A 17,336-nucleotide genomic window follows, 5' to 3' on the forward strand; every position below is an offset into this window, starting at 1 on the left:
CTAATCAATGGAAGGATGCTGCGTTATCGGCCGCAGGTGCGCCGGCTGAATGCCGCTCAGCTTTCCCAGATCACCGGTTCGCTGGCGCGCAGTGACCTTTCCATCTGTTCGATCAGCGGTACCGCGCGCTGTGCCAGCGACACGGGCACCGGCGCGCGTGCCGGATCGACGTCGTCGGGTTCAGGCTGGCCGCGCTGTGCCGCGCGGCTGCTTTCGGCCGCCTCGCGCAGCCGCGCGATGGCGTCCGGCAGTTGTTCAAGTGTGATAATTCCACGCGGCTCGAAAGCCTTGCCCATCAACGACAGCAGGTCCTTTGCGACGTCGCCGAACATGATGGTGTCCGCAGTGGCCCGGGATTTGAAGGTGATGATCATGATGGTTTCGCCGTCGGATGAAGAAGTCCTGATTGTCGCATCGCGCGGGAGGCCGCATGCGCATCGGCATTGATCTGGGTGGAACAAAGACCGAATTGATTGCGCTGGACGGCAACGGTACGGCGTGCCTGCGCCGACGCGAGCCGACGCCGTCCGGCGACTATGCAGCGACGGTCGCCCTGATCGCCCGGCTGGTGCACGACGCCGAACAGCGGCTGGGCGTGCCTGCGACGGTGGGCATCGGAACTCCGGGTTCGCGCTCGCCGCTGACCGGGCGCATGCGCAACGCCAATTCCACCTGCCTGAACGGCCAGTCCTTGCAGCAGGACGTCGAAGCCGCACTCGGGCGCGAGGTGCGCATGGCCAATGACGCCAATTGCTTCGCGCTGTCCGAAGCGGTGGACGGCGCGGGGCGGGGGGCACCGGTGGTGTTCGGCGTCATCCTGGGCACCGGCGTCGGTGGCGGCATCGTCGTCGATGGCCGGGTGCTGGAAGGCGCCAATGGCGTGGCCGGAGAGTGGGGTCACAATCCGATGCCCGCGGGGCCGGATACCGAAGGCGGTGCGCCCCCGCCATGCTACTGCGGTCGCGCCGGCTGCATCGAAACCTGGCTGTCCGGTCCGGCGCTGGCGGCCGATCACCGCCGGGTGACCGGCGAGCCGCTGGCGCCGGAGCAGATCGTCACGCGCGCCGCAACCGGTGATGCCGCCTGCTCAGCCACGCTGGCGCGCTACGAAATCCGGCTGGCGCGCGCACTGGGCGGTGTCATCAACCTGCTCGACCCGCAGGTGATCGTGCTCGGCGGCGGGCTGTCCGCCTTGCCGGGTCTGTATGAGCGGGTGCCGCAGCACTGGATGCCGCATGTCTTTTCCGACCTGATCACGACCCGTCTGTGCCCGCCGGTGCATGGCGGTTCCTCCGGCGTGCGCGGTGCCGCGTGGCTCTGGTAGTCCATGCAGATTTTTTCCATGGTGCGGTAAGGTTCGGCGCGCCGCAGGGTCTACTGCCGTGCAAACCACATGACCGGTTTGATTTTTCCACCCTCAGGAGATCACACATGAACAAGTCCGCCGCCCTTTCTGCCGCCCTCGCATCCGTGTTCGCCCTCGGCATCGTGACAAGCCCTGTTGTCGCGGCTGCAGAAGGCAAGGAGAAATGCTACGGCGTGGCCAAGAAGGGCGCCAATGACTGCGCATCCGCCAATGGCTCGCACAGCTGCGCCGGTCAGGCCAAGGCCGACAATGACCCGAACGAGTGGGTGTTCGTCGCCACCGGCACGTGCGAAAAGATGGGCGGCAAGACCGCTGCGCCGAAGAAGGGCTGATGCCCGGGGGATGTAGCCGGACGGCTGCATCCCTGTTCCGAGATTCCCATGATCCTGCATCCTGCCTCGCCGACCGGCATCGGTCTGCGCCAGCCGCACTACGCCCGCGTACTGGAAGAACGACCGCGCATCGGCTTTATCGAGGTGCACAGCGAAAATTTCTTTCATGACGGTGGCGCCGCATTGCGCACGCTGGAGCGCGCCCGCGAATGCTATCCGGTCAGCCTGCACGGCGTCGGTCTGGCACTCGCGTCGGTCGACACGCGCCATGACGCCCATGTCGAACGGCTGGCGAAGCTGGTTCAACGCATTGAACCCGAATTCGTGTCCGAGCACCTGTGCTGGAGCGCAGTCGATGGCGTCCACTTCAACGATCTGCTGCCCTTCCCCTACACCGACGAGGCACTCGCGCTGGTCGCCATGCGCGTGAATGCGCTGCAGGACCGCCTGTGCCGCCCGGTCATGATCGAGAACCTGTCGGCCTACGTGCAGTTTCACGGCGCGCAGATGAGCGAAGCCGAATTTCTCGCCGATCTGGTCTGCCTGACCGGTTGCGGACTTTTGCTGGACCTGAACAACCTTTACGTGAATGCCCGCAATTTCGGCACCGACCCGATGGATGCGCTCGAACGATTGCCGATGCACGCGGTACGGGAGATCCACCTGGCCGGTCATGCGGTGACCGAATACGGCCTGATCGACACCCATGGCAGCGCGGTGTGCGACGACGTGTGGGCGCTGCTCACCGCCGTGCGCCGGCGTGGTGTCGGCGCACCGGCACTGATCGAATGGGATACCGATCTGCCGGAACTAGACATCCTGCTGGCCGAGGCGGCCCGGGCCGATCGCATCGGCGCCGACGCCGGCACATCGGATGGAGACCGCCATGTCTGCGCTGCTTGACGCCCAGCGGCGCTTCGCTGGTGCCTTGCGCAGCGCGCAGGGCGAACCGGCCATGCTGCCGTTGCTCTCCGGCGACGCCGAACGCAACCGCGGCCTGCTCGGTGTCTATCGCGGCAATGCGGTGGCCAACGCCAACGCCGCGCTGACGCTGGCCTACCCGGTGTGCCGGCAGATCACCGGCGACGACTACTTCGATGCGCTGGTACGCCGTTACTGGGCGCAGACGCCATCGACCGACGGCGACCTCAATCGCTACGGCCACAGCTTCGCCGACTTTCTCGACGGCTTCGAACCGGTGCGCGCGCTGCCCTACCTGCCCGACGTGGCCCGCCTCGAATGGTCGGTGCATGTCGCGACGACGGCGGCCGATACCGCGCCACTGGGTGGCGAGGCCTTTGCCGGCCTCGACCCCGAGGCGCTGGCCACGGCGCGCCTGCGCATGACGCCCGGTTTCGCGCTGCTCGGCAGTGCATGGCCGATCGCCGATATCTGGCTGCAGCATCAGCCGGACGCCGCAGGCGGTTCGGGCGGCGCCTTCGACATCGATCTTGAACAGGCTCAGTACGCCGTCGTGTGGCGCGACGGGCTGCGTGTGCGGGTGGCGGCGCTGTCCGCCGGCGCCCACGCATTCTGGGCCGCCATCGCGCTGGTGGGTGCCAGCTTCGGCGACGCCTGGGCCGGCGCCAGCACGCAAGAACAGGACTTCAACCTCGCAGCCACCATTGAACAGGCCATTGCATGCGGCTGGCTGCACCACATCGAAACCAGGGGAAACGAACAATGAACGCTGTAACCCGCGCATACGACCTCGGCGCGCCGCTCGCGCGCCTCGCCGATCAGGTGCAGCCGCTGCTGCTGCTCGCCCTGCGCCTGTATATCGCCTGGGTGTTCATGAAGGCCGGTCTGACCAAGATCGAGGACTGGGACACCACGCTTTTCCTGTTCACCGAAGAGTACAAGGTGCCGCTGCTGCCGCCCGCCATCGCGGCCTTCATGGGTACGGCCGGCGAAATCGTGCTGCCGCCGCTGCTCGCCATCGGTCTGGCCGGACGCTTTGCCGCGCTGGGCCTGTTCGTCGTGAACATCATGGCGGTCGTGTCCTACCCCGCACTGTGGGAATTCGAGTGCCCGGCGGCCGTGGAGGCGCACCTGTGGTGGGGCGTCGGGCTGCTGGGGCTGGCCGCGTTCGGGCCCGGCGCGCTGTCGGTCGATCGGCTGCTGGGCCGGCGCCGCGACTGAGTCGACGCGGGTGCCGGGCCGGCTTTCCATGTCGGCGCTGAAACATGGTGCAACACAGCATTGGCGTCGCCGGGGAACGCCAGGCCGTTCGCGTTGCCCGACCGGTATTCGATACCGGGTACGCTGCTTTGACTGTTTCCTTCCGCTGCATCCTGCTGTGCGCAGCCGGCCTCGCCAGTGCCGCAGCATCGGCCGACACGACGGCGCCGTCACACCGTCTCGGCCTGCAGATCGGCCCCTACGTCCATCACTGGGACCACGAATCCGACCACAACGATACGCCGGCCCTGTTCGGCCTCGAGTACGAGTCGCCGACGCGCTGGAACGTCGGCGCGGCGTGGTTCCGCAATTCCTTTGATCAGGCGAGCGAGTACTACTACGCCGGCCGCAGCTGGCCGATCGACGCGGTCAGCCCGAACCTGTACGTGAAGGTGACGGCCGGCGCACTGCTCGGCTATACCGGCGAATACGAAGACAAGATTCCATTCAACCGCAAGGGCGTGGCGTTTGCGGTCATTCCGGCGCTGGGCTACCAGTACGACCGCTACAACGCCCAGATCGCGCTGCTCGGCACGGCCGGCTTCATGGTGACCTTCGGCATCGATCTGGGGCGCTGGTGAAGGTCGGGTGAAACGACAGCCCGACGATGCGACCGGCGGCAGTGCGTCACACCGGCAGCGTCGGTTCGCTGCCGCCGCGCTGCAGGATGACGCCGCAGCCGCGGGTTTCATGCAGGTCAAGCCGTTCGAGCGAGGGGATCAGCGGCGTCGCCAGCGTCATGATGCGGCGTGCCAGGCTGGCGGTGTCGGCGTCCAGGCCATTCTCATCCATCATTTCATGCAGCGGCGCGTGGTCGAGCCGTTCGAACAGCGGCGCGAACTGCGCCTTCACGTCGCCGAAATCGACCGTCCAGCCCATGACCGGATCGAGTGGGGCAGCCAGATGAAGGCGCAGGGTGAAGGTGTGGCCATGAATGCACCGACGCGGATCGCCGTCGGGGGCGCGCTTGAGCTGCACGGCACTGTCCAGCGTGAATTCCTTCCACACGCGGTGCTGCAGGCCGTCGAACTGTGCACCGCAGCTTGCGGTTTCGTAAACGGTGACCCAGCACAGGCCGGGCAGCGCGGGTTTCAGCTGCTGCCATATCCAGGCGGCAATGTTTTCGCTGGTCGGATTGTCCAGCCCGGCGATGTCATTCAGGCAAGCGAGATGCAGCTGCGCATGCAGCGGCGCCCACAGTGCGTCGATCCGGTCGTGGTCGACAGGCGCTTCAGATGTCCGCTTCGCATGCAGCAGCACTTCGAAGCCGTGGCCGTGCATGCGGCCGCACTTGTGGCCGGGCGCGACGCGCGGCAGCTGATGCGCCGACTGGAATACGTGGCGGCGCCACACGTGCGCGTCGCCGTGCCGGTCCAGTTGCACGCCGGCGTGGCGGGTGCTGCGCACGCCGACGGCGTGCACTTCGGGCAGGTCGAGCTGTCCGCGCAGCCAGCGCGCGAGATTTTCGTCGCCGGGCCGGGTGACGGTGTCGTTCAGCAGCCGGTAGTCGAGCGGCGCGAGCACCGTGCGCAGGCGAGCCGCCAGCGCATCGACCTCGCCGCCGGCCACACCGCCCCAGCCCTCGGGCAGCGCGGCGCGCACGCTGCCGGTGAAGCTGTGGCCGTGCAGCGCGTGCGCGCGGTGGGCGGTCGGCAGGTGTTCGAGGTGGCGCGCGGCTTCGAAGTCCGCAGCGGCAACTTGGAGCAGGATGTCTTTCATGATCGGGGGTCGGGGCATACGGTTGCGGCAGCGCCGCAGTGTGCCTGAGTGCGCAGTACTATCAGTATCGATCGAATTGCAGAAGGAGCACACCTCATGTCCATCAGTCTGCTCGGCGCGGTGAAGGCCGTGCCCTGGGGCGACGTCATCGCGGCAGCACCGAGCGTGGTGCAGGGCGCCAATGCGTTGTGGGACCGCGTCGCAAAGAAGCGGCCGAAGGGCGAGCCGGCGGACGCACCGGCGACTGCACCGGCCGGCGCGCCGGCCGAGGTACGGCTGGCCGCGCTCGAACAGGTGGTCACCGAACTGCAGAAGGAGGCGCTTGCCTCGTCGCAGCTGATCCGTTCGCTGGCCGAACAGAATGTGCAGCTGGTACGCGAGATCGAAGTGCTGCGCATGCGCTCGCGCGTCATGCTCGCCGCCGCCGTGGTGTTCAGCGTGGCACTGGCGGCCAGCCTTTATTTCGCGCTGGCGGCGCGCTGAATCCGGCGGATCGCGTCACAGCGCTGCCCGTCGCCGGTCCGCATGACCATGACGTCCCCCGATATCCTGACGCCGCGCCTGCGGCTGCGCGCCATGGGTGCCGATTTCCTCGCTGCGTCCGCCGACGGGTGCGACATCGACGAGCTGTCCGCGCTGATCGGACTGAACGTGGCCACCGCGTGGCTGCGTGAATCCGACCTGGCCGCCCTGCGACTGCAGGACGTGACGACCGACCCGGCCAGCCTGCCCTGGTCGGTGCGCGCGCTGGCACTGCGCGACAGCGACGAAATGATCGGCCACGCCGGCTTTCATTCCCGCCCGGCGCCCGATTATCTGGCGCCGTACGCCGCCGATGCGGTCGAAGTCGGCTACACGATCTACCCCTGTCACCGCCGGCAAGGCCTGGCACGCGAAACGCTGGTCGCGCTGATCCGCTGGGCCCACGTCGAGCAGGGTGTGCCGCGCTTCGTCGCGTCGGTCAGCCCGGACAACCTTGCATCGTGCGCGCTGCTAGCCAGTGCGGGTTTCCGGCGCATCGCATCGTTCATCGACGAGATCGACGGTCTGGAATACGTACTGCTGCTCGACGCACCGGACGTGCCGCGTCTGCTCGGCATCGAGTAAGGCCGGACGGCCGGGCCTGTGCGGCGCCGTCAGTGTGCCTACAGCTTGAATCGGCCCACCAGTTCGCCAAGATGGTCGGATGCGCGCCCGATCTGCGACAGGGTGGCCGAAGTGCGCTGTATCGCCTGATCGGTGTTCTGCACTACTTCGGAAGCCTGCTCCGCCGACTGCGCCAGCGCGGTGGTGGCAGCCGACTGTTCCTGCGTCGCTTCGGCAATTTCGCGCACTCGTTCTGCGGCGCGCTGCATGCCGGCCTCGATGCCGCCGATCTCCTCGGCCACGCGGGTGGCGCGCTCGACGCCGGATTCGACCGCTTCGCGTGTGCTGTTCATGCTCTGCACGGCGCGGTCGGTTTCGCCGTGCATGGCAGAAATCATGTCCCGGATCTCGGTGGTGGCGTTGCTGGTGCGTTCCGCCAGCTTGCGCACCTCGTCGGCCACCACCGCGAAGCCGCGGCCCTGTTCGCCGGCGCGGGCGGCTTCGATGGCGGCATTGAGCGCCAGCAGATTGGTCTGGTCGGCGATTTCGCGGATCACCTGCACGATGCCGTTGATCTGCACCGAACGTTCGGCCAGCCCGGTCAGCGAGCCGGCCAGCGTTTCCATGCTGCCGGCAATGTCGCGCATGTGCGTCTGCATGCCATGTACCGCCTCGCCGCTGCGCTGCGAGGCGGTGTGCGTGTCGAGCATGACGCAATTGGCGTCGTTCGCATGGCTGGCGATGTGACCGATCGATACGGTGATCTCCTCTATCGTTGCCGCATTGTCACCGGTGGTGCCGGCGAGCGAGCGTGAGCTGTCGGCGATGTGGCGGGTGGCGTCCGATGCGTCGCGGATGCCGCCGACCAGCGCCTGACTCTGGTCGCGCACCTCGATGAACATGCGCTGCAGGCTGCCGAGGAAGGCATTGACCGAGGTGGCGACGCGGCCCAGCTCGTCACGACTGCCGGTTTCCGGCAGACGGCGCGTCAGGTCGCCTTCGCCGCTGGCCAGCGCCTGCATCGCTTCGGCCAGGGTTTCCAGTGGCCGGGTCATCGCGCCGAGCAACACGAACAGCACGCCGGCGGTCAGCAGCACACTGACGACGCCCATCGCGATAGCGGTGTTGCGCAGCGAATCCGCCGAGGCGGTGATCACGCCTTCCGGCACCGACACCACGCTGCCCCACCAGCCGTCGCTGTCGCTCAGCGACACGCGCTGCAGGAAGTGAAGCACACCGGCGGCGTCACGCCACTGCAGGCTGCGACCATCGCGCAGCGCAGCCAGTGCATCGGCCGGCAGGTCGGCGGCCGGCTTGCCGATGCGGGCGGCATCGGCGTGCGCGACCACAAGACCGGACGGCGCGTACAGCGCAACCGTGCCGACGTCGAGCGGCTTGAGGCGGCCCAGGTCGTCGGCCAGCCGGTCGAGCGCCATGTCGACGCCGGCGATGCCGGCGAAGCGGCCATTGACGACAATAGGTTTGACCAGCGAGGTGATGAGCATCTTGTTGCCGCCCACCACGTATTCGTAAGGTTCGGCGAGATAGGCGCGGCCGGTCTGCTTCGGCTGCTGGTAATAGTCGCCGGCACCCGGCTTGTCGTAGTCGATCAGGGCTTCGACCGACAGCGTCTCACCGCTGCGGCTCCAGTAGGGCACGAAGCGGCCGCTGGCGTCATGACCGGCGGTACCGGCGAAGTCGGTGTCGCGCGCGTCGAAGGCATCGGCTTCCCAGCCGGTGTAGACGCCCAGCAGCGCGGGCCGGCCTTCCAGCGTGCGACGCAGCACACGGCTGACGGCGTCTCGATCCGGCGTGCCCTTGGCGTGCAGGCCTTCGAGCGACAGCGCCAGCGTGGACGACACCGCCATGGCTTCGTCCAGATCGGCGCCGACGTCATGCGCGACCGAGGTCGCCACGCTTTCGGCGCGTGCCAGCCCCTGTTCCAGCACGGCCTGATGGCTGCGCCAGGCGAGTACGCCCAGCGTGACCGAGAAGCAGAGCAGGACGGTAATGACGGTGGATGCCAGCAGCTTGGTGCGCAGATTCAGGGCGTGCAGATTCATGATCAGGCTCGGTTTCGGTGACAAGGCGTTGACGACGACCAAGAAAGTTTCTTTAAGAGAATAATTTATGAACGTGGTGCAATGTTCAGGCTCCGGCGGGAAGGTCATCGCCCGACCGACCGTCTGGTCGACCTGCACCGACCCGATGCTCGACGTGCTGCATCTGCACGGGACGTAAAAAAGCCGACCCCGAGGGCCGGCTTCCCGTGCCGGGCGGACAGATGACCGCCCTCCTCATGCAACCCGCTCAGGCGGCCGCGCGGTACTGGTCACGCAGCGCACGGATCTGGTCATGGTTGCGCTGCGCGCCGATCAGCTGGCGCTGCACCAGATTGCGCAGTTCCGGCGGCAGCGGCGCCTCCAGCGCCTTGCGGTAGCGCGCCAGCGCACGGTCCTCGCCACGTTCGGCTTCCTCCAGCATCGCCATATCGTCCTTGCCCGGCAGCGCGCCGCGCACGCTGACCCAGCCGCGATGCAGCGCACCGACCACCGTACCCGATGTGTCGGCCTCGCCGCCAGCCCGCACCACTTCCGTCTGCAGTTCCTGTGCAGCGGTGCGGCATTCCTGTGCCCGCTGCCTGAACATCGACTGCAGCTTCACCGAGTCCGCCTGATCGGCGCAGGTGTTGAATCCGTACTCGCCATCCTTGCAGGTTTCGATCAGGCCGTTCAGCACTTCAATCGTTTCGCTCTGGTTCATGATGTCTCCTTGGATGAATGACAGGCATATGCGCTGTCGAGACTTCATCCTAAGGAAATGCGGTTCGCCCGGCTGCGGGCGATCACGAAGCCCGGTGTAGGGGATGACCGACCCGCCGGTTGCATCCTGTTGCAGTCATCCGCGCGCGCCGTGCCGCGGCACCAACGAGCGCGAGGCCCAGACCCAGCATCGCCCAGGTGGTCGGCTCGGGTACCGGCGTGATGGCAACGGCGTCGAATGCGCTGCCGCGGATGATGCTGGTCTTCGGATTGTTGGCCACGTCCGGATCCGCATTGCTGAAGCGCAGCACCAGACTCAGGTAGTTGAAATCGTCGATGTCGAGCACACCGGGCAGGGTTTGCTCATCGGCCAGCAAGGCTGCGCCGCGAAAGTCGAAGCTGATCGAATCGAGCACGAAGGCGGTGGCGCTTATTGACGGATTGAACACCGCGAAGGGCGCAATGCTGCCACCGTTGAAACTGCCCCAGCCGCCAGCCAGGAAATCGCCGTCGATCTGCTGCCAACGTCCGTTCTGCGCCTGGATCGTGAAGCTGCCCAGATTGACGTCGACGATGTCGACGAACAGATCGTCGAGCGCACCGCTCCAGGTCGGTATGGCGCCCGAAGGCGCGACGCTGGCGTCGATGCGGAAACTCATGCTGAACTGTGCGCCGGCACCGGCCGAAAACGGGCCCGGATTGGTATCGCTGTTCTGCATCTGCACGTCGACCAGGATGTCGGCGGCCAGCAGCGGCGCGGACGTGAAGCCCAGACCGGCTGCGAGCAGCAGCACACGGGACATCGATGAAAAGGCAGGCAGTGTCATGAAGGCATCCTCCGGATCGTGGGCCGGTGACTTACCGGCGAAAAAGACCAAACTGGAGACGTAGCAAGCATCGCGCCGCCTGCCGCAAAGCGCCGTATGCCGTGGGACTCATGCCAGCCGCCTGCAATATGTAAGATTCTTCGACGCCCGGATGCGCTCAGTCCGGCAGTCCGAACACGATGACGGCATCGCCCTGACGGTAGCCCCAGATGGCGCTGCCGCCGGCCGCCACCGCCACATACGGCTTGCCGTCGAGAGTGAAGGCAATCGGCGGCGCGTTCACGCCGGCGCCGGTCTGAAAGCCCCACAGCCGCTTGCCGCTGACGCTGTCGAACGCGGACAGGTGGCCATTGCCTTCGCCGGTGAACACCACACCGGATTTCAGCGCAAGCACGCCGCCGACCAGCGGCTCATCGGTTTTCACCGTCCATTTGAGCTTGCCGCGCTGCCTGAGGTCGATCGCCGCGAGCACGCCCCAGTTCGCCTCGTCCGACGGCTCCATGCTGTCGTAGCGCTGCGCCGGCTTGCCCGCCGTGGCGGCACTTTCCTTGATCCAGTAACGCATCGGCATGTGCATCGCGGCGACGAAGGCCAGGCCGCGCGCGGCGTCGACGGCGGCCGGCGACCAGTTCACTCCGCCGGCCACGCCCGGCGTGATGCGCGTGCCGTCCTTGCTCGCCGCAGCGAACAGATTGTCCTGCTGCACGAAGGGCTCCGACTTGTACAGCAGCGCGCCACTGGCGCGATCATGCACATAGAACCAGCCCAGCTTCGACGCCTGGCCGACCGCAGGCACCACGCGGCCACCCGGTTCGCGATGGTCGAACAGCACCGCGGGGCTGGCCACGTCGTAGCCCCACTTGTCGTGCGGAATCTGCTGGAAGTGCCAGGCATGGGCGCCGGTCTTCGCATTGATGGCGACCAGCGATGCGGTGTACAGGTTGTCGCCCGGGCGCGTAGTGTCGTTGATCTGCGGGCTGGGGTTGCCGGTGCCGAAGTACAGCAGGCCGCTTTTTGCGTCATAGGCCGGCGCATTCCACACCGAGCCGCCGCCGTACTCCCACGCGTCCTTGTGCTGCGGCGCGCTGGCACGCTCGCCGGCGATGTCGCGGTTCAGCGGCAGGCCATCGGCAGTTTTCTCGACGAAGTCGCCTTCCCAGCCGCCATCCTGCGGCTTGCGCACGGTGTCGAACTGCCACACCCGCTGGCCGGTCTTCGCGTCGAAGGCCGCCAGAAAACCGATGCCGCCGTACTTGCCCGCCATGCCGACCACCGACGCGAGCTGGCCGGCGCGGCCGGGCACGTCCAGATGCAGCCCGTAACCCACGCCGTTGATGCCGACGATCACCTTGCCTTCGACCACCAGCGGTGCAGCCGCCGCGCCGACGCCCGAACCGCCGCCGACCTCGCCCTTGATGCCTTCGCTGCTTTCGGTCGTCGCGTTGTCCGGCCGCGCCAGTTCGATGTCCCAGTGCGGCTTGCCGGTGGCGGCGTCGAGCGCAACCAGGCGCGCGTCCACGGTGGCGACGAACACGCGGCCGTCGTCGAACGCCACGCCCCGATTCGCCGGGCCACAGCACACCTTCTCCGTGCGCTTCCTGTGCGTGTAGCGCCACAGTTCGACACCGGACCGCGCATCGAGCGCCACCACATGCGAACCGGGCAGCGACACGTACATCTTTCCCTCCACGACCAGAGGCGTGGCCTGGAAGGTCTGCGCGATGCCGCTCTGGTAGATCCACTTCGGCACCAGCTTCCGTACGGTCTTCGGCGTCAGGCCCGGTATGTCGGCAAGACGCGTATTCGCGTGGTCGAGGCCGAAGGTGGGCCAGTCGCGATCCGGTGCGGCGACCACCGGTGCGGTGGCGAGAGCGGTGAGCAGGCAGAGCGCATTCGGAATCAGACGGTGCATGGCAGCGGTCGAAAACGGAAAGCCGTGATGATAGGCCGTCAGGCGCATCGCGTCGGCCATGGGAGTGCACGGCTGCCGAAACGCAAGTTTGCAATCCGCTGGTCCGTTCGGACCACGCACGTTCGCTTCGCGCTGCTTTCGCTGTAACGCTCGTCTGTCACATTCGAGGATGCGCGGCCGAACGTGCCGGCAGGTTTTCCCATCCTTCTGTTTTCCCCCGCATTTCCGGAGATCCGACATGTTCCGCAAGACCGCAATCGCCCTGCTGCTGGCTGCCACCGGCGTCAGTGCTCACGCCGCGCTGAGCGCCGGCGACATCGCCTTCACCTCGTTCAACGCGGACGAAGACGGCCTGTCCTTCGTGGCGCTGGCTGCCATCGACGCCAACACCACCGTTTTCTTCTCCGACAACGAGTGGACCGGCAGCGCCTTCAATACCGGCGAAAGCTACAGCCAGTGGAATTCCGGCGCCTCGGTCATCGCCGTCGGCACCGTCGTACGCTTCGCCGCCTACGACGCCGAGGCGCCTTTGGCGTCGGTCGGCACATTGAGCCGCGCCACCGTGTCGGGCAGCAGCAACTGGGGTCTTGCCGGCTCGAATGAAACCGTTTACGCCTACCTGGGCAGCAGCGCCACCGATCCAACCACCTTCCTCGCCGCCATCACCAATGGCACCTTCGAAGCCAACGGCCCGCTCACCGGCACCGGCCTGACCGAAGGCACATCGAACGCCGTCCGCCTCACCGCAAAGGCTGGCGCGTCGACCCAACCTGACTACGCCGAGTACAGCGGCTCGCGTGGCACCTTTGAAAACGTCGCTGCCGCGAAGCTCGCCCTGGGCGACCTGAACAACTGGACGATCGACACCGTCAGCAACAGTTCTTCTGCCAGCATCGTTCCGGACACCACCGCGTTCTTGATCACACCGGTGCCGGAACCCGAAACCTACGCGCTGATGCTGGCCGGCCTCGGCCTGATCGGCGTCGCCGCCCGCCGTCGCAAGTAAGTTTCGTCAGCCCGGGCGTTCCGCAGCGGGACGTCCGACACCGGCGGGCACCCATGCGGTGCCCGCCGGGCAGGAGGGAGCGGTACACTTGTCGCATGTCTGCTCCCGCCTTCGTCCATCTCCGTCTTCATTCCGAATTTTCCATCGTCGACGGCATCGTCACGCTCGACGCGGCCGTCAAGGCCGCCGCGCAGGACGGCATGCCGGCGCTGGCGATTTCCGACCTGACCAATGTGTTCGGTCTGGTGAAGTTCTACAAGGCTGCACGCAGCAAGGGCGTGAAGCCGATTGCGGCGGTCGATGTCTTCATCACCAATGAAGCCGAACGCGACAAGCCGTACCGACTGCTGCTGCTGGCGCGCAACCGCGAGGGCTACGGCACGCTGTGCCGCCTGCTGACCCGCGCCTATCTGGAGAACAAGCACCGCGGCCGGGCGGAAATCCGGCGCGAGTGGTTCGAAGCGGCCGACACCGGCGCAGCCGGCCTGATCGCGCTGTCCGGCGCGATGCAGGGCGATGTCGGGCTGGCGCTGCTGGCCGGCAACATGGAATCGGCGCGCCGGCTGGCGGCCGACTGGTCGCGGCTGTTCAATGGCGATTACTGCATCGAGCTGCAGCGCGCCGGCCATCCGAACACCGAGGTGTATGTGGCCGATGCGTGCGCGCTGGCCATCGAAACCGGCATTCCGGTGGTGGCGACGCACCCGGTGCAGTTCATGGCGCCGGACGACTACAAGGCGCACGAGGCGCGCGTGTGCATCGCCCAGGGCTACGTGCTGACCGACAAGCGGCGGCCGCGCGATTTCACCGAACAGCAGTACTTCAAGACCTCGGCCGAAATGGCCGAACTGTTCGCCGACATCCCCGAAGCGCTGGACAACACGGTCGAGATCGCGCGCCGCTGCAATCTCACGCTGACGCTGGGCAAGAACTACCTGCCGCAGTTTCCGACGCCACCCGGCATGACGATCGACGACTTCATGATCGCCGAGGCAAAAGCCGGTCTCGAGACGCGGCTGGCATTGCTGTTTCCGGACGAGGCGGTGCGCGCGTCGCGCCGCGACGAGTACGAGGCGCGGCTCAGGTTCGAGTGCGACACCATCATCCAGATGGGCTTCCCCGGCTACTTCCTGATCGTGGCCGACTTCATCAACTGGGCCAAGAAGAACGGCGTGCCGGTCGGGCCGGGTCGCGGCTCGGGCGCCGGCTCGCTGGTCGCCTACTCGCTCGGCATCACCGATCTCGATCCGCTCGCCTATGCACTGCTGTTCGAACGCTTCCTGAATCCGGAACGGGTGTCGATGCCTGACTTCGACGTCGACTTCTGTCAGGACAAGCGCTGGATGGTGATCGAGTATGTGCGCCAGAAGTACGGCGCCGACGCGGTCAGCCAGATCGCCACCTACGGCACCATGGCCTCGCGCGCGGTGATCCGCGACGTCGGCCGCGTGCTCGACATGGGCTACAACTTCTGCGACCAGCTGTCGAAGCTGATTCCGGTGGTACAGAACAAGCCGCTGTCGCTGGCCGAGGCGCGCGAACAGGCGCCGCAACTGGCCGAGCGCGAACAGAACGAGGAAGAGGTGCGCGAACTGCTGCGCCTCGCCGAGCCGCTCGAGGGCCTGGCGCGCAATGTCGGCATGCACGCCGGCGGCGTGCTGATCGCGCCCGGCAAGCTGACCGATTTCTGCCCGCTGTACCAGCAGGACGGCGACGACGCGGCGCCGGTCAGCCAGTTCGACAAGGACGACGTCGAAGCCATCGGCCTGGTGAAGTTCGACTTTCTGGGCCTGCGCAACCTCACCATCATCGAACTGGCCGTCGACTACATCGAGCGCATGACCGGCGAGCGTCCCGATCTGCTGAGCCTGCCGTTCACCGATCCGGCCGCCTACCAGGTGTTGAAGGAAGCCAACACCACGGCCATCTTCCAGCTGGAATCGGAAGGCATGAAGAAGCTGCTGTCCAAACTGCAGCCCGACCGCTTCGAGGACATCATCGCCGTGCTGGCGCTGTACCGCCCGGGGCCGCTGGGCTCCGGCATGGTCGATGACTTCATCCTGCGCAAGAAAGGTCAGCAGGCGATCGACTACTTCCATCCCGATCTCGAAGGCTGCCTGTCACCGACCTATGGCGTCATCGTGTATCAGGAACAGGTGATGCAGATTTCGCAGATCATCGGCGGCTACACGCTCGGCGGTGCGGACATGCTGCGCCGCGCCATGGGCAAGAAGAAGCCGGAGGAAATGGCCAAGCACCGCGAAACCATCGCCGCCGGTGCCGCCACCAAGGGCTACGACCCGGCGCTGGCCGAACAGCTGTTCGACCTGATGACGAAGTTCGCCGAATACGGCTTCAACAAGTCGCACACCGCCGCCTATGCCGTCGTCACCTACCACACCGCCTGGCTGAAGGCCCACCACTGCGCCGCCTTCATGGCCGCATCGCTGTCGTCCGACATGGACAACACCGACACCGTGAACATCTTCTTCCTCGACGCGAAGAAGAACCGGCTCACCGTGCTGCCGCCCGACATCAACCGGTCCGAATACCGCTTCGTGCCGGTGTCGCGCAGCGAAATCCGCTATGGCCTGGGTGCCGTGAAGGGCACCGGCGAGCAGGCGGTGAACGCCATCATCGAGGCACGTACGAGCGGCGGGCCCTTTGTCGACCTGTTCGACTTCTGCCTGCGCGTCGACCGCCGCACGGTAAATCGCCGCACCATCGAGGCGCTGATCCGCGGCGGAGCGTTCGACGCGACGCGCGAGGGCGCCGACCCGGACCGCAACATCCTGATGTCCAGCGTTGCACTTGCCATGGAAGCGGCCGAACAGGCGGCGGCCAACGCACATCAGGGCGGCCTGTTCGACGACGCTCCGGCGGGCGTCGGCACCCGCGCCCCCGAGTACGTGAGCTGCAAGCCATGGAGCGAACGGGAAAAGCTGCAGAACGAAAAGCAGGCGCTCGGCTTCTATCTGTCGGGTCACCCGTTCAACAGCTATGCGCAGGAGTTCTCGCGCTTCGCGCGGCGCAAGCTGGCGCAGCTCGAATCGTCGCGCGACCCGACCGTGGTCGCCGGGCTGGTCGTCAGTTCGCGCGTACAGATGACGCGTCGCGGCAAGATGGCTTTCGTCGTGCTGGACGACGGCACGGCGCAGGTCGAGGTGTCGGTGTTCAACGAACTGTTCGACGCTTCGCGCAACAAGCTGCGCGAAGACGAAGTGCTGGTGATCGAGGGCCGCGCTCAGTTCGACGACTATTCCAATTCGATGCGCGTCGTCGCCGAAAGCCTGCTGACCGCCGGCGAGGCGCGCGCGCGCTTTGCGCGCCGGCTCGAACTCAGGGTCAATGGCGAAGTGGCCGGCGCAGGTGGTGCGCGCGCGGCCTGCGCACGTCTGCGCAGCCTGCTCGAACCGTTCCGCGCCGAGGGCGGGTGCCGGGTGCGTCTGCACTACAGCAGCGGCCAGGCCATCGCACCCCTCGATTTCGGCGACCAGTGGCGGGTGCGGCTGGACGACGCGTTGTTCGACGGGTTGCGTGACTGGTTGCCGCCGGAATCGGTCGGTGTCACCTATGCCTGAGCACGCGCCACCGCGCACCCGGCTGATCGATCTGGCTGCGCTTGATGCACTCACTGCCCGGGCGCAGGCCAGCCCGCGCCGGCGCATGAACGACAACCTGCATCCGCAGGACGCCCATCCCGCGCACCGGCTGCTGAATGCCGTCGAGCCGGACAGCTACGTCCAGCCGCATCGCCACCTGGATCCGGCGAAGGACGAAACCATCCTGTGTCTGCGCGGCCGTTTCGGCTGCATCCTGTTCGACGACACGGGCGCCGTTCAGTCGCTGCATCGGCTGGGTGCGGGCTACGCCTGTGGCATCGATATCGGTCATGGCCAGTATCACAGCCTTGTTTCGCTCGAATCGGGCTCGGTCATGTTCGAAGCCAAGTCGGGGCCGTATCTGCCTCTGGGCACCGGAGAGGCGGCGCCGTGGGCGCCGGGTGCCGGTGATCCGGCCGCCGGGGCCTATCTGCGCTGGATGGCGGGTCTGTTTGCCGCCCTGCAGGCGGGCTGACCCCGCTGTGGCATACTCGAATGTCCATTGAGCGGTACCCGGTCACGCTTCAGGCGGCATTTATCGTG

At 66.7% G+C, this 17,336-nt stretch carries 17 protein-coding genes; 11 read left to right on the forward strand and 6 right to left on the reverse strand.

The window, feature by feature from the left end:
- Nucleotides 1–56 precede the first annotated feature (56 nt).
- Nucleotides 57–374 carry a DUF1840 domain-containing protein gene (locus NMQ16_RS03550; protein ID WP_257079118.1) on the reverse strand — a complete coding sequence of 106 codons (318 nt, stop codon included), beginning with the start codon at nucleotides 372–374 and terminating at the stop codon, nucleotides 57–59.
- Nucleotides 375–430: 56 nt separating this feature from the next.
- On the opposite strand from NMQ16_RS03550, the gene NMQ16_RS03555 reads away from it, so the two are divergent.
- The 6 genes from NMQ16_RS03555 to NMQ16_RS03580 all read left to right on the forward strand — a co-directional run bounded on the left by NMQ16_RS03555 (nucleotide 431) and on the right by NMQ16_RS03580 (nucleotide 4,460).
- Entirely contained in the window at nucleotides 431–1,324 is an 894-nt protein-coding gene (locus tag NMQ16_RS03555) for an ROK family protein (RefSeq protein WP_257079119.1), read from the forward strand.
- 107 nt (nucleotides 1,325–1,431) lie between these two features.
- Nucleotides 1,432–1,698 (forward strand): DUF2282 domain-containing protein, encoded by a 267-nt coding sequence (locus NMQ16_RS03560; RefSeq protein ID WP_257079120.1) that lies wholly within the window; start codon nucleotides 1,432–1,434, stop codon nucleotides 1,696–1,698.
- Between the two features lie 48 nt (nucleotides 1,699–1,746).
- Nucleotides 1,747–2,601 (forward strand): DUF692 domain-containing protein, encoded by an 855-nt coding sequence (locus NMQ16_RS03565; protein WP_257079121.1) that lies wholly within the window; start codon nucleotides 1,747–1,749, stop codon nucleotides 2,599–2,601.
- Nucleotides 2,585–3,385: a DNA-binding domain-containing protein gene (locus tag NMQ16_RS03570; RefSeq protein ID WP_257079122.1), complete on the forward strand. Its 801-nt coding sequence runs from the start codon at nucleotides 2,585–2,587 to the stop codon at nucleotides 3,383–3,385. Before NMQ16_RS03565 ends, NMQ16_RS03570 begins: the two co-directional genes overlap by 17 nt.
- Nucleotides 3,382–3,840 carry a DoxX family protein gene (locus tag NMQ16_RS03575; protein ID WP_257079124.1) on the forward strand — a complete coding sequence of 153 codons (459 nt, stop codon included), beginning with the start codon at nucleotides 3,382–3,384 and terminating at the stop codon, nucleotides 3,838–3,840. Before NMQ16_RS03570 ends, NMQ16_RS03575 begins: the two co-directional genes overlap by 4 nt.
- Nucleotides 3,841–3,968: 128 nt before the next feature.
- Nucleotides 3,969–4,460: a hypothetical protein gene (locus NMQ16_RS03580; RefSeq protein WP_257079126.1), complete on the forward strand. Its 492-nt coding sequence runs from the start codon at nucleotides 3,969–3,971 to the stop codon at nucleotides 4,458–4,460.
- A 46-nt stretch (nucleotides 4,461–4,506) separates the two neighbouring features.
- Here NMQ16_RS03580 and NMQ16_RS03585 read toward each other — a convergent pair whose 3' ends face one another.
- Nucleotides 4,507–5,598: a 6-carboxytetrahydropterin synthase gene (locus NMQ16_RS03585; RefSeq protein ID WP_257079128.1), complete on the reverse strand. Its 1,092-nt coding sequence runs from the start codon at nucleotides 5,596–5,598 to the stop codon at nucleotides 4,507–4,509.
- A 96-nt stretch (nucleotides 5,599–5,694) separates the two neighbouring features.
- On the opposite strand from NMQ16_RS03585, the gene NMQ16_RS03590 reads away from it, so the two are divergent.
- Together NMQ16_RS03590 and NMQ16_RS03595 are read left to right on the forward strand one after the other, a co-directional pair.
- The gene (locus tag NMQ16_RS03590; protein ID WP_257079130.1) at nucleotides 5,695–6,081 is read left to right on the forward strand and encodes a hypothetical protein; all 387 of its coding nucleotides are present in this window, start codon (nucleotides 5,695–5,697) and stop codon (nucleotides 6,079–6,081) included.
- 48 nt (nucleotides 6,082–6,129) lie between these two features.
- A complete protein-coding gene (locus NMQ16_RS03595) occupies nucleotides 6,130–6,705 on the forward strand; it encodes a GNAT family N-acetyltransferase (protein ID WP_257079131.1) in 576 nt (191 codons plus the stop codon).
- A gap of 38 nt (nucleotides 6,706–6,743) precedes the next feature.
- Here the strand turns inward: NMQ16_RS03595 and NMQ16_RS03600 are convergent, their stop codons facing one another.
- The 4 genes from NMQ16_RS03600 to NMQ16_RS03615 form a co-directional block, all read right to left on the reverse strand.
- Complete coding sequence (locus tag NMQ16_RS03600; RefSeq protein ID WP_257079132.1) at nucleotides 6,744–8,747, reverse strand: methyl-accepting chemotaxis protein; 2,004 nt, start codon at nucleotides 8,745–8,747, stop codon at nucleotides 6,744–6,746.
- Nucleotides 8,748–8,994: 247 nt separating this feature from the next.
- Nucleotides 8,995–9,447, reverse strand: coding sequence for a PA2169 family four-helix-bundle protein (locus tag NMQ16_RS03605; RefSeq protein ID WP_257079133.1), 453 nt, complete (start codon nucleotides 9,445–9,447; stop codon nucleotides 8,995–8,997).
- An 82-nt stretch (nucleotides 9,448–9,529) separates the two neighbouring features.
- Complete coding sequence (locus NMQ16_RS03610) at nucleotides 9,530–10,273, reverse strand: PEP-CTERM sorting domain-containing protein (RefSeq protein WP_257079134.1); 744 nt, start codon at nucleotides 10,271–10,273, stop codon at nucleotides 9,530–9,532.
- A gap of 157 nt (nucleotides 10,274–10,430) precedes the next feature.
- Nucleotides 10,431–12,185 (reverse strand): pyrroloquinoline quinone-dependent dehydrogenase, encoded by a 1,755-nt coding sequence (locus NMQ16_RS03615; RefSeq protein ID WP_373566753.1) that lies wholly within the window; start codon nucleotides 12,183–12,185, stop codon nucleotides 10,431–10,433.
- A 238-nt stretch (nucleotides 12,186–12,423) separates the two neighbouring features.
- Here NMQ16_RS03615 and NMQ16_RS03620 point away from each other — a divergent pair, with 238 nt between their 5' ends.
- From NMQ16_RS03620 to NMQ16_RS03630, 3 genes are all read left to right on the forward strand, one after another.
- Nucleotides 12,424–13,191: a PEP-CTERM sorting domain-containing protein gene (locus NMQ16_RS03620; protein WP_257079136.1), complete on the forward strand. Its 768-nt coding sequence runs from the start codon at nucleotides 12,424–12,426 to the stop codon at nucleotides 13,189–13,191.
- Between the two features lie 95 nt (nucleotides 13,192–13,286).
- Nucleotides 13,287–16,772: a DNA polymerase III subunit alpha gene (gene dnaE, locus NMQ16_RS03625; RefSeq protein ID WP_257079137.1), complete on the forward strand. Its 3,486-nt coding sequence runs from the start codon at nucleotides 13,287–13,289 to the stop codon at nucleotides 16,770–16,772.
- Entirely contained in the window at nucleotides 16,765–17,268 is a 504-nt protein-coding gene (locus NMQ16_RS03630; protein WP_257079138.1) for a WbuC family cupin fold metalloprotein, read from the forward strand. Before dnaE ends, NMQ16_RS03630 begins: the two co-directional genes overlap by 8 nt.
- Nucleotides 17,269–17,336: the final 68 nt, after the last annotated feature.

It is taken from the genome of Methyloversatilis sp. XJ19-49, from assembly GCF_024580145.1.
In the GTDB taxonomy this organism is placed as follows: Bacteria; Pseudomonadota; Gammaproteobacteria; order Burkholderiales; family Rhodocyclaceae; genus Methyloversatilis.